Below are 20,994 nucleotides of genomic sequence, written 5' to 3' on the forward strand. Positions count from 1 at the left end.
CAAGCTTGCTCGCCACTTCCTCTCCCTCATTCAGTTTGCCTCCGTCATCGACTGGCTCAGATATGGCTCTTGAGGGTTTTCAAACACGGCCTAGCAAGCACGATGCCTTGCTTGGCACGCAGTGCGTGAGAGGGATCGCCAAAGAGGGCGTGAATACGGAGCGAGCGGGCATGGGCACGCTGGAGGAAGGTGCGTGTGGGTTCTGTGTTTTTGAGAGGGCGGCCGCCATCAGGCAGCCGCTCAAAATGAACCTGCCAGAAGAGGTCGGTGATGTGCCGCTGAGCGCAGAAGTCGAACAGGGCATTGCTGGCTGAAGCAGAGGAGGCGATCTCATCCGTCTTGTAAATCCACATGCCGCGCATTTCTGCGGCAGGCAGCGGAACCGCCATCAGGAGGAGGATGGAAAACAGCAGGAGGAAGCGGCCTTTCATGCAAGTGGGTAGCACATACGAGCTTGGTCTGCAGACCTGTCCGAGCAAGTTTGCAGTTGCTCCTTCTCGTATCTGAAATCAGCATAAGAGTATATGAAGCGGGCTTTCCTTTTTCTGACATTGTCTGCCTGCGCATTTTTTTGTGCCAGCCAAACAGCGGCCAAGGATCAGGAGCCGAGTGCAAAGATGCGGCTGATTTTGGATCATCACCGAACCGGTGAAAGCACCCTCGATGTCAAAGAGCTGCCCCGGGACCAAACCAAGGCTGCTCCAGGCAACAAAGACATGCCGGAGTATGAGGTATATGAAGTGCCTTACCCCCCAGGCGTGGCTGATTACTTTTCATACAAGGTCTATCTCCACACATCTTCGGGACGCTACTGGATCCACCAAAGCGGCGGGTTTGCCGGTGTAAGCCATTTTTATGGTCCTGGCCTGCTCAAAGATCTGCTCAAGTAACACACGGTCACTTCAGCTCTGTGGCCATCTCCATCAGGGCGTCCATCATCTTCACGGAGGCCTGGGGTTCGAGGTTGTTGGTGCCGGGCCAGGTTTCGTAGCCACCGAGCTCGAAGTGACGCGGGGTGGGCATGTAGCCGTAGTAGCCGTTGGCGAGCTCGACCATGAAGGATTTGGCGAAGGGGCTGCGCTTGCGGAATTCGACGCCGGTTTCGGCAAAGGTTTCCGTGGGGGTGGTGCCGATGCAGATGTCTCCGATGCGAAAGATCTGCACGGGAGCCTTGGTTTCCGGGCTGGCCTGGGCGAGACGCTGCACGCGGCCTGCGTAGGCGAGAGGGAGATCGGCCTTGCCCTGGATGCGCGGCGTCTTGGCCTCGATATCCTTGGCCCAGGCGATGAGTTCGGGATCTATCTTGCGCCAGGAGATGGGGAGCTCACGGTAACGGGCGGCGAGAGGAGCGCTGCTCTGCCAGGTGACTTTGGAGAGAGCTGCATTGACCTTGGCGGCGATGTCTTCGGCGACGTAACGCATCTGCTCATAGGGCTTTTTGCGCGGCTGAGGATTACGGAAGTTGATGTTGTTGGCGTCGCCGCTGGTGCCATTGGCCATGAGAGCAACGAAGGGAGGATCGTCATTGCCGCCGGATTGCAGGCGCTTGAGGGCTTCGCAGTACATGCCGTAGTAGTCTGCGGAGATGTCCGCGTCCTTCACTCCGCCGACGTAGTGGAGCGAGTAGGCGGAATAAACAGAGATCATGCGGCCGCCGGGTTCGCGCAGGGCGATGAAGGAGACGATGGGATCGGGCTCGCCCGCGGGCTCGATGAGCGCGGGATTGCCTGCGCCGGGGTTCATCTTGACCTTGTCGATCTTGCCAAAAGGATTGGGCGGCATTTTGTCCGGCTGAAGGAACCAGCGGCGGATGTTCACATGCTCGGGAATGCTGACAGTGCTGAAGGCGATCTCCGCAGGACGGAGCAGCGTGATGGCACGACGCACGCCATCCGCGATGCGACGGGCGACGAATTTCTGGTAATCCGTGAGCTCCATGTCCGAGGTGTAAAAGCGCACGGGGCCACCAATGGCATTGGCGGCTGAGTGCGTGTGAGTGCCTGAAATGAGGACATTGGCAGCGGGGATGCCGGTTTCTTTTTCAACCAATTCACGCGCCGTTACGCAAAGACTGCGGTGCATGCCGAGGAGATCGCAGATGACAAGGGCGAGCTTGGTCTGGCCATCATCGAGCACAAGACAGCGGGCGTGAAGCTCATCGTGAATGTGGGTGCAGGGATAAGGGAGAAAGCCACCAACGACCTCGCTGCCAAGAGGTGGCGTGATATTGCTGGTGGCGGCACCGGCCATCAGGGATGCCTTGGCAGTGTCTGCGGCGTGAAGAGATGCAGCGGCGAATAGAGCAAGCAGGAGAGTGCGCATGGGAGCAATACAGAGATTCTGCGGAGATTTTGTCATGGCTTCCAATCTGGAGGAAGACTCAGAGACCAGACTTCGCTGGAGAGTGGCCGGGCGTGACCGCCTAGGATCCAGAGCTTGTCCTGGAAAACGAGAGCCGAGTGCTCGTGCCGCGACTTCCAGCAGGTCTTTGTCTCCAGGCGCTGCCAGTTTTTGCCATCGGTGCTGTGCCAGACGTCGCCATGATTATCCTTCTCCTTTGACCAGCCGCCGAGCACCCAGATGCGGCCGCGATAGACAGCGGCGCTAAACCACAAGCGCGGAGCCCAAGGAGCGGATGCGGTCTCGCAGGTCCAAGAAACGCCGTCGGCCGAGGACCAGACGTCGTTCTTTGAATGGTAGCTGGGGACGTAGTTGCCGCCGCCGAGGACGTAGATTTTGCCGTTCAGAACGACGGACTGATGGTAGGCGCGAGAGGACCATGCGGCGTGCGGTGTTTCGAGTTTCCACTCTTTGCCATCAGCGGAGGACCAGACGTCATTCTTGAGGCTGGCGTCAGTGCCAAAGTAGTAGTCCTCAATACCGCCGAGCAGCCACATCCTGCCGCGATGCTCGACGAGGCCGGAGGCGAGGCGCGGGGACCATGCGGCGTTTGGGGTGGCTTGATTCCAAGCAGTGCCATCCGTGGAGGTCCACACTTGGTTGCTGGCTGAATGACCTGGGAGGCGGCCTTTGTACCAGCCACCCATAATCCAGAGGCGATCCTGAAAGGTGAGGCTCATGGCGAGGTCGCTGTGGAGCCAGGGTGCGTTGTTATTGATGAGCTTCCACTCGCGGCCATTAGGAGAGGACCATACATCGCGTGGCGGGTCCTGGAAGGACTGAAACCAGCCGCCACCGATCCAGAGCTGATCTTTGAAGACCCACTCGGCCTGAGAATCGCGTGCCTGCCAGGGGGCAGTGGATTCGAGCGCCCAGTCTGGCTCTGCAGTGCTGGCGTTGAGACTCGTGATTACCAGCAGCAGCGAAAAGAGAATTTTCATCAGGCGGTCATGATCTGTGCTTCGATGTCCAGGCCGACACGCTGACTCCATGCGGCGATCATTTTTTTGAACCATGGGCCGGGTTTGCCATCGGCAATTGGCGTGCCGTTGATTCTGGTGCAAGGAGCCATGCAATAGGGAGTGGTGGTGAGCCAGGCCTCGTCCGCAGTGACCACGTCGTAGGGCTGGAAATCTTTTTCGATGAACTCCATGCCGATCTGAGGCGCGAGCTCCTTCAGCGTCTGCAGGCTGATGCCCCAGAGGATGTTGCGGGTGGTCGGGGAGATGATGGTGCGCCCTTTCACGATGACGAAATTGGACCCCGCGCATTCGGTGACGTTGCCATCGAGGTCGAGCAGCAGAGTGATGGCACGTGGATCGACCGCCTGGGACTGCTTGTCTGCCAGCCACCAATGCAGGCGGCTGCGGTTTTTCATCTTGGGCTCAAGACACTGCGGCGGGATATGCCGGATGGATGGCGTGACCACATGGGCTCCGTCCGTGAACAGATGCCGCCACATGCTGAAGCGCAGCGGAAAGGAGTGAATGCAGATGGTGGGTGCAAGCGAGCCTGCGGCACCGGCGCTGCCTGCGTAGAGTGAGTTTTCCCCCGGTGTGATGAAATGCACGATGCCGATGTCCTCGTGCGGACCGATGAGGCGGCAGTTTGCCTCCGCGAGTTCATTGGTGAGGGCGAGCATTTTTTCTGAAGAGAGCGGCACCGTGATGCCCGAATACTTCAGGGAACGGTACAAACGCGCGACATGATCCTCGGCCCGAAAGGGCTGGTGGTGGAAGGTGCGCGTCATCTCTGTGAGCGTGGCACCGAGAACGATGCCGAGATCATAGATGTTCAGCTTTGCCTGGGATGCAGGAACGAAGCCCTGGTTCAAATAGACGAGAGGTTCGCTCATGACATTGGGAGGCTGGAAGAATGGGAAAAGGTCAGATCTCCGACTCCTTGGGCAAAAGGAAGAGCGCGCGATATTCGCGACCTAGCAGGGCGTTTGCGACAGCGTTTTCGAGGAAGGACTCCTTGCCGCCGTCCACACGGAGGCGCTGGCCAAGCGTGAGCTTCGTCATGGGCGGTGAATCAGGGTTTCAGATTGAGTTCGGCCATGTAGATGGCGGTGATGGTCCTGCCGGCCTCGTCTTTTTCGTGGCTGGAATAATAGGAGATCAGGGCGCGTGTGGGGGAGAGGGCGACAAAGCCGGGGTAGGAGTTGTCACCGCCGCTAGGCAGCTCGGCGAATTCACGCAGTTCGCTGCCCAGCAGCCAGCAGAGCGAGGTTTTTGGGCCTGTTTCTTTCGTGGTGTGGCGGCCACCGACGATGATGTGGTCTCCCCATTTCACCACGAGCGGGCCGCCGATGGCGTGGTCCAAGGACTGGCGCTGCCATTCAGCATATGGAGGATGGGAGCGAATGAGAAAGGCCTCTTTGCCTCCGCCATGGCGACCGATGGCGAGGAGGCTGCCATCCTTCTCGAAGAGGAAGGAGGTTTCATCGCCTGCGGTCTCATTGAAGTACGCGCGCTTCTTCCAGTCGATGCCGTTGTCGCTCTCCAGCATGAGAGACTGGATTTTGCTGCCCTCGCCTTTAGGTCCGATGTCGTAGCCGGGCTTGCGACGGCCGCAGAGGTAGGCCTTGTCACCATGCGAGGCAGCGCACCAGATGTAGAGGCCAAAGGTGCCCTCAAGCATGGTGGGCTCTGTCCATTGCGTGCCGTCTGCGGAAGACACCGCAAAGCCGAGCATCTTATTCATGTCGTAGTCCTTCGGCTCGATCTTGCCAGGGCCGGAGTACCAAGTGCCGGTATAGACAAAGAGGCGGTCTTTGAAGACGAGGAAGTGAGGATCGCGGGTGTCGCGGTCTTTGACAGAAAAGCGGTGCACCTGCTGCCAGCTAGCGCCCTCATCACCGCTGCGCATGATGATGATCGAGGCGGTGTTGTGGACCATGTGGCCGTCCGGGCAGCTGCGGAAGGCGAGATAGAGCTGGTCGTGAAAGCGGACTAGGGTGGTGAAGGCATTGTGCTCGCCATTGTGAAAGACGCGCCGGAGGTTGGTGACGGTGACCTGGGGAGACTCGGCTGCGTGAAGAGTCAGGCCAAGTGCAAGGACGGCGGCAAGGAAGCGAAGGAGATGCATTCGAAAAAGGGCTGAAATGGATGTTTTAGCTTCAGGCGATGAGCCCCTTAACCACTTTGGCTGGATTGACTCCGGTGAGGCGGAAGTCCAGGCCCTGGAAGCGATAGCTGAGCTTGTTGTGATCGAGGCCGAAGAGATTGAGGATGGTGGCGTGGAAGTCGTGGATGGAGACGGGATCGCGCGCGACGTGCCAGGCGAAGTCGTCCGTCTCTCCATAGACCTGGCCGCCTTTGATGCCGCCGCCGGCCATCCAGAGACTGAAGGCGTAGGGATGGTGATCGCGTCCGGTGACTTTTTTGAAGCCTTTGCGGTTTTCGCCCAGAGCGGTGCGGCCGAATTCGCTGCCCCAGACGACGAGGGTGGTATCGAGCAGGCCGCGCTGTTTGAGGTCTTTGAGCAAAGCAGCGATGGGCTGATCGACCATCTGGCAATTGTGTGCGAGCTGAGGATCAAGGGAGCTGTGATGATCCCAGGAAGCGTGGATGATGTTTACGAAGCGGACGCCGCGCTCGACCATGCGGCGTGCAATGAGGCAATGGCGTGAGAAGGTCTGGAAGTTGCCGATGCCGCCGAGGTTGCTCTTGATGGGAGGCTCGATGCGGTTCACGCCGTAAGCATCGAGCGTGGCCTGGGATTCGCCTTTGAGATCGACCAGCTCCGGCGCGGCGCTCTGCATGCGGAAGGCGAGCTCGTAGCTGCTGATGCGTGCGGCGATCTCGGGATCGCCGATGTGCTTGTGCTGAAGGCGGTTGAGATCGTTCAGCGCACGGATGCTGGCGGACTGCATCTGCGGCGTGATGCCGTCTGGGTTGTCCAAATTTAAAACAGGGGATGCACCGTTGCGGAACATCACGCCAGAATACGAGGAAGGCAGGAAGCCGCTGGACCAGGTGGAGCTGCCGCCAGGAAGGCCGCGGCCTTTGCTGACCATGACAACGTAGGAAGGCAAATCCTGCGAGAGATTGCCAAGGCCATACGTGACCCACGAGCCGACACTGGGGCGGCCTAGACGGGACTCACCGCAGTTCAGCATGAGCTGGCCAGGGAGATGATTGAACTGATTGGTGTGCATGGAGCGCACCAGGGCGATATCGTCCGCGCAGGTGGCGATGTGAGGAAGCAGGTCGCTGATGTCCATACCACACTGGCCGTGCTTTTTGAAGACACGGCTGGTGCCCATGACGGTGGCCGTGTCCTTTTGCAGGAAGGCGAACTTGGCATTGCCCACGATGGAGTCGGGCAGCGGCTGGCCGTCGTATTTGTTGAGCAGGGGCTTGGGATCGAAGAGATCCATCTGTGAGGGACCGCCCTCAAGAAAGATGAAGATGCAGCGCTCCGCCTTGGGGGCGAAGTGGGACATGCGCGTGGCCAGCGGGTTGGCCGGGACGCTGGCCTCAGCTGCGAGAAGGCCATCCTGCTTCAGCAGCGAAGCAAGGGCGAGGGTGCCGAGACCGCAGGAGCTGGTGGCGAGGAAATCGCGCCGGGTTTGGGTGATGAGCTCCTGAGGGGACATGGGTGTCAGGCCAGCTCTTTGATCGACTGGAACTCATTATCGACGAGGTAGTGTGGTCGGCCGGAGAAATCCGACACCGTGCTGGTGTGAGGATTGATGCCGAGATTGTTATAGAGCGTGGCGAAGATCTCCTGGAAATGCACCGGGCGATCCGAGGCCTCCGCGCCGAGACGGTCTGTGGCACCGATGACCTGGCCATTCTGCATGCCGCCTCCGGCGAGGAGAGCACAGGAAACTGCGGGCCAGTGATCGCGGCCACCTTTGTCATTGACGCGCGGCGTGCGCCCAAACTCGCCCCAGGCGAGCACGGTCACATCTTTGTCCATACCCCGCTCATGCAGATCCTCCACAAGAGCTGAGATCGCCTGATCAAAGTCAGGAAGGTTTTCCTGGGCGTTTTTGAAATTCTGTCCGTGCCAGTCCCAGAAGCTGTAGCTGAGAGTGACGACGCGCACACCGGCCTCGACGAGACGGCGGGCGAGCAGGAACTGCTCATTGAGACGCGGTGCGGCATCGCCTTGAATTTTGGCGGTGCCTTTGCCGTAGCGCTCACGGATTTTGGGCGACTCCTTGGAGAGATCGAGCGCATCCACCAGCTGGGATGAAGTAAGGATGCCGTAGGCCTGCTGACGGAAGACATCGATGCCAGCCATGGTGCCCGAGGCATCGGTCTCGCGGCGGAAGTTGTCGAAGGCGGAAAGCAGCCCGCGACGATCGTCCAGGCGCTCCAGCGTAACGCCATTGAGGGACATGTCTTCTTTTCCGCGCTCCAGCGGCATGAAAGGCGCATGGGCCACTCCGAGGAAACTCGGTCGCCCCTGATTGTAGGGCGTGTGCTTCATCTGCTGGGAGAGATTCACATAGCCGGGCACGGCGGGTGCGCCGCCTTTGAGCTTTGACACCACGCTGCCGATCTCCGGCCAGCCGCCGGGAGGCGCATTGTTGCTGAGGCGGCCGGTGACACACTGAAAGCTTTCATGCCGGTCCTTGGCCCCCACCACACTGCGGATGAAAGTGAGCTTGTCGGCCATCTTTGCCATGCGCGGCAGGTGCTCGCTGATCTGGATGCCAGGAACATTGGTGGCGATGGGCTTGAAGGGACCGCGCACCTCCGAGGGTGCGTCCATTTTCAGGTCGTACATGTCCTGATGCGGAGGACCGCCGGGCAGATACACCAGGATGAGCGCCTTCTGCGATTTTCCGCGCCCGAGCTCGGACTCTGCGCGCAGAAGTCCGGGCAGGCTCAAACCACCCAGACCCAGCCCGCCGACTCGGAGAAAGGAGCGACGGGAAAGACCATCGCAGCAGCGGCTGGAAGACTGGCGGGAAAAGAGAGTGAGCATGGCCTGTTTATACGGCGGCAAGGCGAGAGGTTTTGCTGCGGCAATGCGACGAAGCGGGACTATTCGCGGTTGATGAATTCATCGAGGTTCAATAGCACCCGCGCGACTGCGACGAAGGTGGCCTCCTCCACCTGATCTGATGAGACGGTGCTGCCGAGGATCTGCAGGGCGGCTGCGCCGTCTTTTAGCACCGAGGCTTTTTGCTCTGCGTGGAAGGCGGTGAGGCGCTGGAGCTCCTCTGGCCGGGGAGCACGGTTGAGCGTGAGCGTAAAAAGATGCCGCAGGCGGGAGGGCGTGTCTGGGGAAGCTTCGGCCAAGGCGCGGCGAGCAAGCGAGCGGGCGGCCTCGACAAAGACGCCGTCATTCATCATCGTGAGGGCCTGCAGCGGGGTATTGCTACGCTCCCGACGCACACAGGCATCTGCGGCATCGGGTGAGTCGAAAGTAGTGAGCGTGGGATAGAGAACGCTGCGCAGTGTGATGATGTAGAGGCTACGACGGTAGATTTCGTCGCCCGGGCTGGCCTTCCAGTTGGAAGAACGACCGACATCGAAAACATCCTCCGGCAGCGGTGGGCGGAAGCTGGGGCCGCCGATGGTGTGCTTGAGCAAACCGCTGACAGCGAGAGCGGAGTCGCGCAGGATTTCGGCATCGAGGCGGATGCGGTTCTGGCGGGCGAGGAGGCAATTGAGAGGATCGATTTCGACGATGTCCTCGCGATGCGCGGAGGACTGGCGGTAGGTGTGGCTCATGACGATGAGCTTGATGAGCTGCTTGCGACTCCAGCCCTTGCGCATGAACTCAGAGGCGAGCCAGTCGAGGAGTTCCGGATGCGAGGGGGACTCGCCCGCAGTGCCAAAGTCATCAGGAGTGCGGACAAGCCCGAAGCCGAAGAGCTTGCTCCAGATGTGATTGACCGCCACGCGGCTGGTGAGCGGATGCTGCGGTGAGACAAGCCAGCGAGCGAGATCGAGACGCGAGGGCTCGGGCTGCACGGGCTTTTTCATGGAAGGAAGCGCAGAAAGGCTGGCGGGCATGACATCCGGACCACGGCGTGTGTAGTCGCCAGCCATGTGCACGTAGGTCTGGCGGCGGTCTTTGCTGACTTCTGCGAGAGTCTGGGCCTTGGTCCCTGCCTCATCGCGGTCCTCAGTGTTGTCGAAGAAGGCGTAAAAGCTGTAGTAGTCGCGGATGGTGATGGGGTCGTATTTGTGGGTGTGGCATTGGGCGCAGCCCACGGTGAGGCCCATCCAGACGCGGCCGGTGGTATTGACGCGATCGACGAGGTTTTGGTAGCGAGCCTCTTCTTTGTCCACACCCGCCTCGGTATTGAGCGCTGCATTGCGATGGAAGCCGGTGGCTCTGAGCTGGTCCTGTGTGGGGCTGGGCAAAAGATCGCCGGCGAGCTGCTCGATGGTGAACTGATCGAACGGAAGATCGGCATTGAAGGCACGAATGACCCAGTCGCGATACAGATAGGCACTGGGGCGAAGGCCGTCGCCGAGGAAGCCATTGGAGTCAGCGTAGCGGGCCATGTCGAGCCAATGGCGGGCCCAGCGCTCTCCGAACGCAGGCGATGCGAGAAGGTGATCCACGACCTGCTCGTAGGTTTTGTCAGACCAGTGGCTGAGAACAGAGAGATCCGCAGGAGCTGGCGGCAAGCCGGTGAGATCGAGATAAATGCGGCGCAGCAGCGTGATGGGTGCAGCGGATGGCGCAGGATGGAGATTGTGCGTATTTAGCCGGGCTTCGATGAAAGCGTCGATGGGATTGGTGCCGCTGGAGGCTGGGACCTGCGGGCGCTTGATCGGCTCAAAGGCCCAGTGGTTCTGGTATTCGGCACCTGTGGCAATCCAGCGACGGATGAGATCACGCTCCATCTGGGTGAGCTGCTTGGGCGACGAGGGGGGAGGCATCACGTCCCCAGGATCAGTGTGGGTGATGCGTTTCCACAATTCGCTGGCTTCAGGCTTGCCGGGGCGAATGGCAGACTTCACGGCCTCGGCACGGACATCGAGACGCAGGTCGGCTTCGCGCTTGTCTTCATCGGGGCCGTGGCAGGCGTAGCACTTGGCGGCCAGGATGGGGCGGATGTCGCGGTTGAATTCCACTCGTGCCTCCGCAGCGAGAGCGCTGCTGGAGGCTATGAGCACGAATGGAATGACGAGGCGCATGCGCTAGGCCACTTTGAGATCTTTGAAAGCCAGCGTCTGCTCTATTTTGGCGTTACCTTCTGTGCCGAAAATCTTTGCCGTGAGCGTGGCGGCGGACCAGTCGATGTGAAGCTGGCCGACATTGGGCAGATGATAGGTCTTGGGGACGCAGCGGAATTTATTTGGCGTAGGAGAGCCGCGCGGGTGCTTTTGCGTCATGGAGCTGGAGGTGAAGTCATACACGCCGTTGTGTGAGAACTCGCACCAGTGGCGGTCGCCGCTCAAGATGACAGCGGTCTGGCCCTGCAGGAGCTTCAGCAGGCGCTGCTGCTCGTGAGGCATGTTGGCCCAGCATTCACCACCGTGCGCCTCAGGGGCAAACTGGATGCTGGAGACGATGAGACGGAGGTCTGCAGGCTGCTGGAGCACCTGGGACAGCCAGCTCCACTGTGCGGCACCGAGCATGGTGGTGGAGGTGTCGTCCGTGGGCACGTAGGAGCCGCCGAGCATGGCCTTGTCCTTCGGCACCTTTTTGAGGGGACTGCGGAAGTAGCGAGTGTCCAGCAGGACCACCTGCACACGCTTCCCGACAGGACCGAAGGTCTGGGCCTGATAAACGCCCTCCTGCTGACGACGTGGCGAAGAAGCAGGCTCGTCGAGCCAGTTCCAGAACTCCACCTGGGCCTCCTTTTTATGCGGATAGCTGCCTCCGCCGTCGTTTTCGCCAAAGTCGTGATCGTCCCAGGTGGCGAGGATAGGTTTGTTTTTCAGGCCTTTGAAAAAGCGGCTGTTTTTGAGCAGCGCGTACTTTTCCTGCATCATGGGGATGCCGCCTTTGTCGGCATAGACATTGTCTCCCATGAAGATGAAGAGATCACGCGGCAGGGTGAGAGTGCGATCCAGCATGGGGTGGTCGTGCGTGTCCAGGCAGGAGCCAAAGACAATGTCCTGCAAGGGGGCTTCATCGGCCGCGTGGGCGGCGATCAATCCGATGGCGGGAAGACCCGCCAGAAAGCGGCGGCGGCTGTTGATGCCGGAGGGCGGAGTGTGAGCGGCATTCATGGCACCAGTTTCGCGGCCTCCTCCTTCGCCTTTGCCAGCACCTCCGCCAGCGCCACGGGTTTGCCGCCCTGGCGCAGGCTTTCATCCGCAGCCTCCATGAAGGTGAAGATTTCGATCGTCTCGGCCTCGCTCACCGGAGGCTCGCCGGTGCGGAAGAATTTGCCGATCTGGCGGCACAGCGCCTCATAGCTGATCGTTTTGGCTCCCTGACGCACCCCCTTGCTGCCATAGACTATGGCACCGAATTCAGACTTTCCACGCACGATACCGCGGTAGGTGCCGATGCGGCCGTCTTTCCACGTGCCGGTGACTTGATCGGTGACAGGTCCTTTGCTTCGGGAAACCGTTTCACAGCCGGTGCCCATGAGAGTGAAGAGCGACTCGATTCCATGGATGGCGTAGAAGAAAAGATCCGGCGTGCCGCTTTGGTAGGAGCATGGCCCCCATGTGGTGACGCCAAGGATGTCGCCGATTTCCTCATTCCCTTTCAATGCAAGAAGATCGGCACCAAAGCGAGACGATGAGCTCGACCAGGTTTTGACGTGGTGCTTTTTTGCCAGCTCAAAGAGTGCGATGGACTCGGGGAGTGCACCAGCGAGGGGCTTGTCGATATAGACGAGCTTGCCAGATTTAAAGACTTCCCGGGCCTCCTTCAGATGGATGCGGCCATCGACGCTTTCAATGAGCACGACATCCACCTTTTCGAGCAGTTTCGGAATGGAGTCGACAATCTCCACGCCCATGCCGCGAACCTGTTCGGTGAATTTGGCCACGCGGTCCTTGCTGGCGGGCATGTCGGTGCCGCCGGGATAGCCTGCCACCACCTTGATGCCAGCGAGATCGCCATCAGCCTTGGGGTTGTTGAAGAGCTTGGTGAACGCCGGCACGTGCGAGGTATCAAGGCCAATGATGCCAGCCCGAAGGGGCTTGAGCGTGTCTTGCGAAAACGCGGAGCCTGCGGTGCAGACAAGGAATGCTATGGCGAGAAAGAGAGCGTGTTTCATCGTGAGTGAATCGTACGTCGTGGAGGCCCGAGGTTGATCAGGTGAGGAGCCCCTGAATGTCGATGAGGTGAAGCTGGCGGCCTTTCCCCTCCTGCGGAGCGTCGATGCAGACCCAGCGCTCGTCGCGGCTGGAGCGGGGGTGATTGTCCACGCGCCATTCGCCGGTGTATTCGCGCGGCGAATGAAACTCTCCGAGGTCGATGCGCTTGTTTGTGGCGATGTGGTAGAGGTGCGGGGTCTGGATGCGGCGAACGCCTTTGGGATAGGTGTCGTTGAGAATCCACTCGTTATTGTGGAGGTAGGTGAGGTGGCCGCCGCTGTCGAGCACACCATGGCCGATCTCCGAGACGATGCCGCTGTCTTTGTCCGCAAAAAGGAAGTCGCCCCACTCTTTGTTGCCGAGCCAGTCTTTGGCCTGGGAGAGGATGTGCGTGGCATCCCGCCAGATGAAGTGGGAGGCGTAACCATTGGGGATGACGATGCGGAGATCGCTGCCATCCATGTTTGCGGTGATGAGGCGCGTCAGGTGTCCGCCCTTGGGCTGCGTCCAGCGGTGAAGCATGATGAAGCGTTTGCCATCGGGACTGACCAGGAGGTGGTAGGCATGATGCTTGGAGTCAGGAAGGTTGTTAATGATCTCACCGGTCTTGGACAGGGTCTCGTGAGAGACGATGAGCTTCGACGCGCCGGTTTCGAGATTGACGTGGGTGACGCCGCTGCCAGCGGGAGCCATCTGATCAAAGAAACGGTCTTTGATGCCGGCGTAGCCATAGCCGGGGCGGCAGTCTGCCACACGGGCGAAGTCGCAGCTCACAGCCTCTTTGCCGTTTGGAGCGAGAGCGTAGATGGGGCTGGGGAGGGTGTGCTTTTCGCCGGTTTTGACATCGAGGATGTGGCTGACGAACTGGTCCTTCTCGCGGTCGTTCCAGATGACTTTGGATTCGGTGCCGGGAATCCACTGCAACATGCAGCCCTGCTGCCAGCACCAAGCACGGGTCCTGCCGAGGGGGATCCATTTGTCGTTGTCCTGGAGATCGACCATGCCGACCTCGATCTCGTCATCGGCGGTGGGAGAGCGGTGCTCGAAGGCGACCTTGTTGCTTAGAACGAAGCGGTTGTCGGGAGAGAACTGGAGCTTGTCGTAATAGCCGAACCAGTGGAAGCCGGGACCTTTGGTGATAACGCGGAGGGGCGGATACTTTGGGGCCTCCTGGCCTCGTGCGGCCAGGGAGCCCAAGGCCAGAGTGGAAAGGAAATGACGGCGGGTGGCGGGAGAAGTCATGATTTAAAAAGGGGAATGTTTATTTTTTCGCGGCCTTGGCATCGAGCTCCGCCAGCTTGAAGCGGACGCTGACGATGTAAGGAGCCTCGCCTTCAGTCCAATGACCGTAGGTGGTGGTGACGATGGTGCCGTCTGGCAGGACTTCGATGCCGGGATAGGTGCAATCGGCGCCTTTGGTGTTGTCCATGATGCGGACGCGATACTGGCCTTCCGTGCCATTGACGATGTCCTCGTATTTGCCAACCCAACCAACCCAGTCACCTTTGGTGGGGCTGACATGGGTGGTGTCGCGGAAGCTGATAAAAAGGCGACCATCGGGCGTGTATTTGGCGACGTGGCGATCCCCCGTCAGAGCGGCGGGCAGTTCCTTGGGCTCCGTCCAGGTCTGGCCTTCGTCATTGGAGAAGATGACGAAGGAGTTGTACTTGCGGGAATTTTCACGCAGCAGGACGGCGATCTGTTTGCCATCCGGGGAACGCAGCGCGCCGGGCTCGCAGAGGTTGGCATCTGGCAGCATGGCAATGGGCGTGGGGGCGCTCCAGGTGAGGCCGCCGTCTTTAGAAAGCGTGGTGTAAACCCAGAAACGCCAGGCCTTGGATGGTGCACCACGGATATAGCGGCCGTCATCGTGGAAGAAGGCGAGATAGTGACCGGGGGTTTTGAGATCGATCACGGTGCCCATGGCGACGATGCCGCCAAAGTTGCCGATGGGAGCGAGTTCGCTCCAATTTGCGCCATCGTCTTCGGTGACGGCCATGCGGATGGGGTGAAGGCCGCTGAACATGATGATGCGCTTTTTGCCGGATGCATCGACCACACGGTGAAGCGTGGGCACTTCCATGGAAGTCTTCCAAGATTCTGGCGTGGGGAGGCGATCGCTCCAAGTGAGACCGGTGTCGGTGCTGCGCTTGTAAACGATGGGACCGCGTCCATGGCCTTTGGGATAGACGATGAGCATCGTCTTGTTGTCCTCCAAAAGGAGCGTGGTGGGGTGGCCGAGGTACTGGCTTTTCTCCTGGTCCACGATGACCTGGCGTTCCTTGTCACCGCTGATGTCGACAACAGGAATTGTGTAGCCCGGAGAGAGCTTGGTTTTGAGATTCTTGGGCGGGGCCAGTGTGACGTCTTTCTTTTGCAGTCCGTTCTGGGCAAAGGCGGACGTGAGCAGAAGCGGGACAGCAAGGACGATGGAGCGGAGATGCATAGGAATGCAAACGGGCAACTCCATGCAGGCTTTGCAAAGGAATCTCGATGGTCCAGCCACATCACCAGCAGCACGGCCAGCTTACGCTCCCAGCAGCCTGGTCATGGGATGTCCTTCGTTCTGATCAATGCGTTCCGGGCGGCCTTTGTGAGTGTACACGAGCTGGGTATGATCAATGCCCAGCAGGTAAAGGATGGTGGAATGCAGATCGTGCACATGCAGGCGGTCCTCCACGGCGTAGAGGCCGAGGTCGTCCGTAGCACCGTAGGTCTGGCCACCTTTGACCCCACCGCCAGCCATCCACATGGTGAAACCGGTGGGATTGTGGTCGCGGCCGTCTCCCTGCTCGCTCATCGGTGTGCGGCCGAATTCACCGCCCCAGATGACGAGCGTCTCATCGAGCAGGCCACGCGCCTTGAGATCGGCGAGCAGACCAGCGATGGGTTTATCCACTGCATTGCAGAGCCTGGAGTGATTGACCTCGATGCCCTTGTGGCTGTCCCACTTGCTGCCAGCTCCGCTGTAGAGCTGGACGAAGCGCACACCGCTTTCCACCAAACGACGGGCGAGCAGGCAATTGCGGCCATAGACGGCGGTGGCCTCATTGTCCATGCCATAGAGCTTTTTGGTGGCTTCGGACTCTTTGCTGAGATCCACCGCCTGCGGAGCTTCGGCCTGCATTTTGTAAGCAAGCTCGTAACCACGGATGCGCGCATCCAGCTCGGTATTGCTGGCACGGGAGGCGCCGTAGTCGCGATTGAGTTCACCGAGAAGATCGAGCTTGTCCCGCTGGCGCTTGCGATCCACGCCCTTGGGATTGTCGAGGTATTTGATCGGCACGCCGTCGGAGTTGAATTCGACACCCTGGTACACCGCAGGCATGAAGCCCGTGCCCCAGTTGCGCACACCGTTCACCACGGTGGCCTCGCTGTCCTTGATGACGACAAAGCCAGGCAGGTTTTTGTTTTCGGTACCCAGACCGTAGGAAGCCCAGGCACCAAGGGAGGGACGCCCGCCAAAGACGGAGCCGGTGTTCATGGAGCACACACCGCCGGCATGATTGATGCCGCTGGAGGCGCAGGAGTGAATCACAGCAAGGTCATCGGCATGCTGCGCCACATTCTGAAACCAGTCAGAAATCCAGAGGCCGCCCTGGCCGTACTGCTTCCATGTGCGTTTGCATTCGAGCAGCGGAGACTTGGCCTCGCCCATGGCAGTGATCGGCGGCTTGAAGCTGGCCGGAAGCGACTGCCCTGCGAGTTTGTTGAGCAGCGGCTTGTAATCAAAGGTGTCCAGGTGGCTGGGGCCTCCCTCCATGAAGAGGAAAATGACGCTCTTGGCCTTGGCCATACGCTGCGGGAGCTGCGCGGCGGCAGCGGCGGAGCGCTGTTCACTCATGAGACCCGCCAAGGCCACGGCACCAAAGCCGCAGCCTGCGCTTTGCAGAAAGTCACGACGCGTATGGGGGATGTCGAATCGGTTGCAGCTCATGGTTTAGTGGAGGTAGAAAAACTCGTTCGTATTCAGGAGGACCTGGCAGAGATCATTCATGGCCTGGCGGAAGGGATCATCTGCCTCGACGGTCTTGGTGTCGGAACCGGACCAGGCAAACTGTGAGGTGAGAGGATCTGCGGAGCGCCAGGTGACGAGGCCTGCGGACCATTTCTCAGGATCGCTGCTGAGGGCCTTGTCTTCCAGCACACTGGCTGCCACGCGCAGGGCCTCGATCTGCCCGTCCCACTGATGGGTGGGTGCGCGTTTGTTCAGACCACCGACCACGAGCTGAGCTGTGCCAGCGCTGAGCTTGGCGCGGATATCCATGGGGACCACGACGGACTCGGGCGAGGCCCCTGGCGTGTCGAGATCGCGCACGGTAAAGGCGACGGTATGGCCGGTGCAGGAAACGCGGGCGACGATGTGATAGCGGCGGCCCAGCTCGATATGAATGTCTGATGGCACCACCTGATAGCCGATGTTGGAGTTTTCATCTTCGCCCACGACCTGCATGATGACGTTGCGCGGTTTGAAGCGTGATTTCACACCCGTGACCCCAAGGCTCCAGCCAAAGGACTCAAGGCTGTCCTTCCCGCCATTCCAGCGGGAGGCGATGGTGCGCACGGAGGCATTCGCATCGATGCTGTTGAGACTTGCAATGGCTTCCACGGTGAACTCGTCGCCTTCCTCCGTGCCGCTTTGAACTAGCAGGCGCTCGTGCGGGCTGTTTTCTTTGAAGCCGCTGTTGTTTTCAACGGCCTCTGCGGCGGGTGCCACGGGCTGGCTAGATGTTCCGGCACGCCTTTTGAGGAAGGCCTCCGCTTTGGTGCGTTCCATCTTGGTGGGCAGACGGCCCAGCACGGCCAGCCAGGCATCGTCGATGTTTTCCACACGTCCGGCCAGCTTGCGGGCGCGGGCCAGCAACCAGTCGCCATTCAGGAGCTGCAGGGCCTGCGTGGGGGTGGTGGTGCTCTGGCGTTCAGCCGTGCTGGCAAATCCGGCAGGGGCATCCAGGGCGCGCAGCAGCTCATTCTGATTGTTGCGCTTCTTCATGATGTAGATGGAACGGCGTGAGCCGTTGCCATCCTCAGCAGGACCGCCGGATTTGGGATCCAGCTCTCCGCTGGCGGCGAGCAGTGCATCGCGCACCTGCTCAGCATCGAGACGGCGGGGATTGAAGCGCCAGAGGTAATGGTTGGAGGGATCGATCTTGGCGATGTCGCCGACAGGCTCACGACGCGCCGTCTGCCGGTAGGTGGCGGAGAGCATGATCTCACGGTGCAGCGGCTTGATGTGCCAGCCGTTGGCCACGAACTTGGTGGTGAGGAAGTCGAGCAGCTCCGGATGAGTGGGCTTCTCGCCGAGCTTTCCGAAATCGCTGGCGGTGGCGACGATGCCACGCCCAAAGTGGTACTGCCAGATGCGGTTGACGATGACGCGGGTGGAGAGGCGGTTGTCCGGACGTGTAATCCAGTTGGCCAGAACGGTGCGGCGGCCGGTGGAGTTGCCGATGGGTTTGATCTCGGGCTCCTTGGGCTCAAGCAGGGTGAGGAAGCCAGGGGCGATTTCCTGCTCGCCTTTGCGGGTCTTGAGCGCGACCGAGGGAGGCACGGGTCCGGCATCTGTGGCGACAAAGGCGTCCATGAGGGGCTTGGGCTTGAGGCTGTCGAACTTCTTGAGCTCCTCCTCCAAGGCCTTGTACTCGGCCTTTTTTTCTTCGCTCTTGAGGCTCTTCATCGGGTCGAAGGTTTTGCGCTCGCGCTGCATCTGGCGCTGGCACAGGCCGGCGAGCTGCCTTTCCAAGGCTCCGCGCTCGGCATCGGGCTTGCGCACCATTTCCTGGAGATCTTCTGTGAAGCGGGTGAGCGCACGCTCCACCTTGGGCTCGACGAGCGGGCCGGTAATCGCATCCATTTTAGCGCGGATGTCGGCGGTGGCGGTTTCCCATTTGGCCTGCTGCTCGGCGAATGCCTTCTTTTCGGCGGGGGTGGCCAGCTTGAGGTCATCGCGCCATTGGACGGGAGCGAGGAAGGCGCGCAGGCGGTAGTAGTCCTTCTGCAGGATGGGGTCAAACTTGTGATTGTGGCAATGGGCGCAGCCCATGCTGAGGCCGAGAAAGAGCTCGCCGGTGGTGTCCGTCATGTCCGTGAGAATGATGTCCCACTGACCCTTCACATCGCGCTGATTCCATTCGTAGATGGGATTACGCAGGAAGCAGGTGGCGATGAGCACATTGGGATCATCCGGCGCGATCTCATCGCCCGCGAGCTGCTCGCGCACGAACTGGTCGTAGGGCTTGTCATCGTTGAAGGATTTGATGACGTAGTCGCGGTAAGGCCAGACGGAGGGGCGGTATTCATCGGCATTGTAGCCGTCGCTTTCGGCGTAGCGGACGAGATCCAGCCAATGCTGGGCCCAGCGCTCGCCATAGCTTGGACTGGCGAGAAGCTCATCCACCAGCTTTTCATAGGCGCGCGGGTCCTTGTCGTTGACGAATTTGTCGATCTGCTCGCGGGTGGGCGGTAGGCCGTGGAGGTCGAAGTAAACGCGGCGCACCAGCTCATTGCGGTCCGCCTCGGCAGCGGGAGTGAGCTTGAGCTCGGCCTGCTTGGCGGCGATGAAGCGGTCGATGTCATTGCGCACCCACTTGCCAGCGACCTTGGGGGGAGAGACCTTGGCCACCGGCTTGAAGAACCAGTAGTTGCGCTGCTCCTCGGTGAAGCCGCCCTCGGTCACGACCACTTTTTGCGCAGGATTGTCCGGCCAAGGCGCACCGAGCTTGATCCACTTTTCCAAAGTAGCGATTTCGGCATCGGGCATCTTGCCGCCGTTGTTTTTGGGAGGCATCTGGAAGTCTTCATCCTTGTAGTGGATGGCCTCGATCATGGCGGATTTTTCTGGATGCCCGGGGACGAGGGCCGGACCGGTGTCGCCGCCGGTCTTGAGATAGCCGATGTTGTCCACACGGAGGCCGCCCTTCTGCTTGGTGTTGCTGTGGCAGTCAAAGCAGCGCTTCACCAGGATGGGCCGCACTTCGTTTTCAAAGAACTTCATGGCTGAGCGCTCCGCGTCGGCGTCAGCGGCAAACATCCCGCCCGCAGCGTGGCAGGAGAGCAGGAAAAGGAAGGCTGGTAGGCGTGACCGTGTCATGTCAGTAGAAAAAGGCGGAAGTAGTACGCTTTTGGACACAAAAATTGGCAAAAACCCGCCTGTTTGAGTGCTCCAGAAGGCAAAGCGTGCTTTCCTGGCCCCAATGTTCCCCTGCCCTCGCAAATGTCTGGCGACACTCCTGCTGCTGATCGTGACCATGGCAGCCCCCTTGGTCCCGGCTGCTGAACTGCCGGAAGTCGATCGTTTTAACTACAACCTCGGCACCCAGGCGATCGGTGGCAAATACCACCTCACTGAACAGGACCCGCTGGTGGAATCTGCCGCAGTCGTCCGTGCCATGGGGGCGAGTTGCATGAAATTTGACCTGCGGGCCAAGCCCAAGGAGTACCCAGGTGTGCATTCGCTGGTGGAGCTGGCACGCGATGAGCCCTCCCACCGCCGGGTGCTGGACATGCCTTTTGCGAATTTCCAGCTCTGGGCGGAACCCTTTGCCAACACCTCATGGAAACAAGGCTTTTCCAAAGCGAACGCGGACAAGGAATATCAGGAGCTGCATGCGCTGGTGGTGCATCTGCTGAAGACCTACAGCGGCACGGGAAAGACTTTTTACCTCGGCCACTGGGAGGGCGATAATTTGCTTCGGGGCAGCATTGGCAAAGAAGCGGATGCGAAAATGGCGCCTGAGAAAGTGCAGGGCATGATCGACTGGCTGACGACCCGCCAGCGCGCGGTGGATGAAGCCAAGCGCGACACGCCGCACCAGAACGTGGAGGTGTGGCACTACACGGAGCTGAACCATCCCACGATCTCCCTGCGGGAGGGCAGGCCTACTTTGGTCAATCAAGTGCTGCCTCATGTGGCAGTGGATTTTGTGTCCTACTCGGCCTACGACGTGACAAACGAGCCCAAGCCGGAGGAGATCAAGGCGGTGCTGAGCTACATTGAGTCTCAGCTCAAGCCCAAGCCGGGGATTCCAGGCAGGCGAGTTTTCATCGGGGAATACGGCTATTCGGTGTTTCACCACGGCAAAGCGCACCACTCACCTCAGGAGCAGGATCGGCTCTCGCGCATCACCATCCAGGCAGCGCTGGAGTGGGGCTGCCCGTTCATCCTCTACTGGGAGCTGTATAACAATGAACTGGAGCCCGACGGACAGCACCGTGGCTACTGGATGATCAACGACAAAGGCACGAAACAACCCATTTATGAAACACACCGACACTACTATGAGTGGGCGAGAGCGTTTGTAGCAGAGTGCTTGACGCGGACGGGCAAAGTGCCGGAAGACGAGGCCTTCCGGAAAGCCGCGGTGGAGTATTTCAAAGCACAGCGCTGAGC

17 protein-coding genes are annotated in these 20,994 nt (G+C 60.1%); 2 read left to right on the top strand and 15 right to left on the bottom strand.

Features of this window, described 5'->3' with window-relative positions; all coding sequences use genetic code 11:
* Positions 1–56 precede the first annotated feature (56 nt).
* A complete protein-coding gene (locus tag HNQ65_RS23935) occupies positions 57–431 on the bottom strand; it encodes a hypothetical protein (protein WP_184343865.1) in 375 nt (124 codons plus the stop codon).
* 93 nt (positions 432–524) lie between these two features.
* On the opposite strand from HNQ65_RS23935, the gene HNQ65_RS23940 reads away from it, so the two are divergent.
* The gene (locus HNQ65_RS23940; protein ID WP_184343867.1) at positions 525–890 is read left to right on the top strand and encodes a hypothetical protein; all 366 of its coding nucleotides are present in this window, start codon (positions 525–527) and stop codon (positions 888–890) included.
* A 7-nt stretch (positions 891–897) separates the two neighbouring features.
* On the opposite strand, the gene HNQ65_RS23945 is transcribed toward HNQ65_RS23940, so the two are convergent.
* The 14 genes from HNQ65_RS23945 to HNQ65_RS24010 all read right to left on the bottom strand — a co-directional run bounded on the left by HNQ65_RS23945 (position 898) and on the right by HNQ65_RS24010 (position 19,695).
* Positions 898–2,322, bottom strand: coding sequence for a hypothetical protein (locus HNQ65_RS23945; RefSeq protein WP_184343869.1), 1,425 nt, complete (start codon positions 2,320–2,322; stop codon positions 898–900).
* 32 nt (positions 2,323–2,354) lie between these two features.
* A complete protein-coding gene (locus HNQ65_RS23950) occupies positions 2,355–3,341 on the bottom strand; it encodes a Kelch repeat-containing protein (protein WP_184343871.1) in 987 nt (328 codons plus the stop codon).
* A complete protein-coding gene (locus HNQ65_RS23955) occupies positions 3,341–4,255 on the bottom strand; it encodes an aminotransferase class IV (protein ID WP_184343873.1) in 915 nt (304 codons plus the stop codon). The genes HNQ65_RS23950 and HNQ65_RS23955 overlap by 1 nt, the downstream gene beginning before the upstream one ends.
* A 31-nt stretch (positions 4,256–4,286) precedes the next feature.
* A complete protein-coding gene (locus HNQ65_RS23960; protein WP_184343875.1) occupies positions 4,287–4,424 on the bottom strand; it encodes a hypothetical protein in 138 nt (45 codons plus the stop codon).
* A gap of 10 nt (positions 4,425–4,434) precedes the next feature.
* A complete protein-coding gene (locus HNQ65_RS23965) occupies positions 4,435–5,490 on the bottom strand; it encodes a sialidase family protein (RefSeq protein WP_184343877.1) in 1,056 nt (351 codons plus the stop codon).
* A 31-nt stretch (positions 5,491–5,521) separates the two neighbouring features.
* A complete protein-coding gene (locus HNQ65_RS23970) occupies positions 5,522–7,003 on the bottom strand; it encodes a DUF1501 domain-containing protein (RefSeq protein WP_184343879.1) in 1,482 nt (493 codons plus the stop codon).
* 5 nt (positions 7,004–7,008) lie between these two features.
* On the bottom strand, positions 7,009–8,346 hold the full coding sequence (locus tag HNQ65_RS23975) for a DUF1501 domain-containing protein (protein ID WP_184343881.1): 1,338 nt from the start codon (positions 8,344–8,346) through the stop codon (positions 7,009–7,011).
* Between the two features lie 59 nt (positions 8,347–8,405).
* Positions 8,406–10,520, bottom strand: a complete 2,115-nt coding sequence (locus HNQ65_RS23980) for a PSD1 and planctomycete cytochrome C domain-containing protein (protein ID WP_221306275.1) — start codon at positions 10,518–10,520, stop codon at positions 8,406–8,408.
* A gap of 3 nt (positions 10,521–10,523) precedes the next feature.
* Positions 10,524–11,561, bottom strand: coding sequence for an alkaline phosphatase D family protein (locus tag HNQ65_RS23985; RefSeq protein WP_184343883.1), 1,038 nt, complete (start codon positions 11,559–11,561; stop codon positions 10,524–10,526).
* Positions 11,558–12,565: a Gfo/Idh/MocA family protein gene (locus HNQ65_RS23990; protein ID WP_221306276.1), complete on the bottom strand. Its 1,008-nt coding sequence runs from the start codon at positions 12,563–12,565 to the stop codon at positions 11,558–11,560. The genes HNQ65_RS23985 and HNQ65_RS23990 overlap by 4 nt, the downstream gene beginning before the upstream one ends.
* A 37-nt stretch (positions 12,566–12,602) precedes the next feature.
* Positions 12,603–13,847 carry a hypothetical protein gene (locus HNQ65_RS23995; protein WP_184343884.1) on the bottom strand — a complete coding sequence of 415 codons (1,245 nt, stop codon included), beginning with the start codon at positions 13,845–13,847 and terminating at the stop codon, positions 12,603–12,605.
* Between the two features lie 19 nt (positions 13,848–13,866).
* Positions 13,867–15,051: a sialidase family protein gene (locus HNQ65_RS24000; protein WP_221306277.1), complete on the bottom strand. Its 1,185-nt coding sequence runs from the start codon at positions 15,049–15,051 to the stop codon at positions 13,867–13,869.
* An 81-nt stretch (positions 15,052–15,132) separates the two neighbouring features.
* Positions 15,133–16,542: a DUF1501 domain-containing protein gene (locus HNQ65_RS24005; protein WP_184343888.1), complete on the bottom strand. Its 1,410-nt coding sequence runs from the start codon at positions 16,540–16,542 to the stop codon at positions 15,133–15,135.
* A 3-nt stretch (positions 16,543–16,545) separates the two neighbouring features.
* Positions 16,546–19,695 (bottom strand): PSD1 and planctomycete cytochrome C domain-containing protein, encoded by a 3,150-nt coding sequence (locus tag HNQ65_RS24010; RefSeq protein ID WP_184343890.1) that lies wholly within the window; start codon positions 19,693–19,695, stop codon positions 16,546–16,548.
* Positions 19,696–19,852: 157 nt separating this feature from the next.
* Here HNQ65_RS24010 and HNQ65_RS24015 point away from each other — a divergent pair, with 157 nt between their 5' ends.
* A complete protein-coding gene (locus HNQ65_RS24015; RefSeq protein WP_184343892.1) occupies positions 19,853–20,992 on the top strand; it encodes a hypothetical protein in 1,140 nt (379 codons plus the stop codon).
* Positions 20,993–20,994: the final 2 nt, after the last annotated feature.

The sequence above is a fragment of the Prosthecobacter vanneervenii genome (assembly GCF_014203095.1).
In the GTDB taxonomy this organism is placed as follows: domain Bacteria; phylum Verrucomicrobiota; class Verrucomicrobiia; order Verrucomicrobiales; family Verrucomicrobiaceae; genus Prosthecobacter; species Prosthecobacter vanneervenii.